Here is a 2,223-nt window from a genome sequence, read left to right as displayed (position 1 = left end):
GGCGGGCGCTGCGCCCGCCCTTCGGGCGAACGACGGGGGTTCAAAGACAGGCTCTAGACAGCGGGGGCGGTGCAACGTGTTCTCATCTTGCCCCGACGTTGCTACGGTGCCCCAGCCCTGACGCCGTATCAGCCATCCGGGAGGCCGAGCATGCGCGCCCTCATCGCCGCCGCCATCGGACTCGCGGCCGCACTCGGCCTGGTCTTCACGCTCACGGCCATCGGCACGCCCGCGGGCGAGACCTCACCCAAACCGCTGCTCACCACCGTGCCGTCCGAGAGCCCCTAAGCCGCGCGCGCCAGTCCGCGAGCCCAGCCCGCGAGCCACCCGTAGAGCCAGCCCACGCACCCACAGAAGGGGGCCGCCGCGATGCGCCGCAAGGCCAGCCTCATCCTTCTCGCCTTCGCCGTCTTCTTCGCCGCGCTCTCCCCGCTGCTGCGGTTCTACGCCTTCCCCCGGCTGGCGAAGATCCCGCCGAGCCAGTACCAGGAGGCGGTACTCGAGGCGAAACCGGCGACGCTCATCGACTACGGCACGATGCAGCCCAAGAAGGTCGACAAGCTCTCCATCGTGCAGACCCTCAAAGGCAACGTCGAAGAGGCGAAGCGGATCGGCAAGCGCACCGGCCGAGACGTCGTCGTCTGGGACACCCTCGCCTACGCCGAGGGCCCGGACGGCAAGATGGTCTCCAAGATCCCCGAGCGCTACATCTTCGACGCGCACAGCCAGCAACCCGTGCACGACAAGACCGAGATGGCGGACGGGCACGAGGTCAAGCGCGAGGGCATCGAGTTCAAGTGGCCCTTCCTGACCGAGAAGCGCGACTACGCCTACTTCGACATGCGGGTCCGCAAGTCGGCGCCCATCCACTACAAGGGCACCCAGAACTTCCGCGGCCTGGAGGTCTACTACTTCGAACAGACCATCCCCTGGACCCAGGTCGACTACCCCTCGGTCATGCCGGTCAAGGGCATCACCGCGAAGTCGCTCGCCGGCACCGGCACCAAGCTCTGGTACACCACGGTCCGCAAGTTCTGGATCGAGCCGGTCACCGGCGCACCCGTGTACGGCGAGGAGATCCACCGGGAGGAGATGCGCGGCGGCACGCTGCTCGGCGACCGCGACAAGGTCACCGCGTTCTCCGGACACGTCAAGATGCGCGAGGACTACATCAGGTCGACGGTCGACCTGGTGAAGTCCCAGCGGCAGCTGATACTCCTGATGACCAGCTACCTCCCCTGGGGCTTCCTCGGCCTCGGCGCGGCGCTGCTCACGCTCGCGCTGCTCCTGGAGGCCCGCAGCCGCCGCCCGAGCGACCCGCAGTCCACGCGGGACTCGCGACCGGACCCGGTCCCCGCGTAGCCGGTCAGCCGCGACTCGCCGCCCTGTTGGTGCGGCGGGTCGGCTCCGCCGTCGCCGGGTCCTCGGGCCAGGGGTGCTTCGGATACCGGCCGCGCAACTCCGCCCTTACGCCCCGGTATCCGCCCCGCCAGAAGGACGCCAGGTCGGCGGTGACGGCGGCCGGGCGCCCGGCGGGCGACAGCAGGTGCACGAGCACCGGCACCCCACCCGCGATGCGCGGAGTCTCGGTCAGCCCGAACATCTCCTGCAACTTCACGGCCAGTACGGGCTGTTCGGGATTCTCGTAGTCGACCCGGATCTGCGAACCGCTCGGCACCTCGATCCGCTCGGGCGCGAGCTCGTCCAGCCTGACCGCGTCCCCGGTGGCCCACGGCAGCAGCCGGCGCAGCACCTGACCGGCCTCGATCCGGGCCAGGTCGGCCCGCCTGCGGGCCTTGGACAGCTCGGGCTCCAGCCATTCGTCCACGCGCGCGTGAAGCGCGTCGTCCGCCACGTCGGGCCAGGGCGCCCCGAGTCGCCGGTGCAGGAAGGCGAGCCGCTGCCGCAGCACCTCGGCGTCCCTGGTCCACCGCAGCAGCCTGCCAGGACCCTCCTGCCGCAGTCCGTCGATCAGAGCCGCCCGTACGAGCGCGGGCTCGGGCCGCCGCAGGGGCCGCACCGCCAGTTCCACGGCCCCCAGCCGCTCCACCTGCCGGGCCACCACGTCCCCACCCACCCAGGCGACCTCCTCGCCCTCCGTATACAGGGCGGCAGCGGTACGGCATGCGGTGTCCTCGTCCACGACCGCCCCCAGCCGCACCCGCGCATGGGCGGACCCCACGGGCCGATCGGCCACCGCGACGGCCAGCCACCCCGCCCCGT

At 71.1% G+C, this 2,223-nt stretch carries 3 protein-coding genes; 2 read left to right on the top strand and 1 reads right to left on the bottom strand.

From position 1 onward, the window contains the following. The first annotated feature begins 150 nt into the window (after positions 1 to 150). Both U9R90_RS35630 and U9R90_RS35625 read left to right on the top strand, forming a co-directional pair. Positions 151 to 288 (top strand): SPW_0924 family protein, encoded by a 138-nt coding sequence (locus U9R90_RS35630; protein WP_411061599.1) that lies wholly within the window; start codon positions 151 to 153, stop codon positions 286 to 288. An 81-nt stretch (positions 289 to 369) separates the two neighbouring features. Next, complete coding sequence (locus U9R90_RS35625) at positions 370 to 1,362, top strand: DUF3068 domain-containing protein (protein WP_411061598.1); 993 nt, start codon at positions 370 to 372, stop codon at positions 1,360 to 1,362. Positions 1,363 to 1,366: 4 nt separating this feature from the next. Here the strand turns inward: U9R90_RS35625 and U9R90_RS35620 are convergent. Beyond that, positions 1,367 to 2,223: ATP-dependent helicase C-terminal domain-containing protein (locus tag U9R90_RS35620; protein ID WP_411061596.1), on the bottom strand; the 857-nt coding region annotated here is incomplete at its 5' end.

The organism is Streptomyces sp. E11-3 (assembly GCF_046540415.1).
Taxonomy (GTDB): Bacteria; Actinomycetota; Actinomycetes; order Streptomycetales; family Streptomycetaceae; genus Streptomyces.
This window is presented reverse-complemented; position numbering and strand designations above follow the sequence as displayed.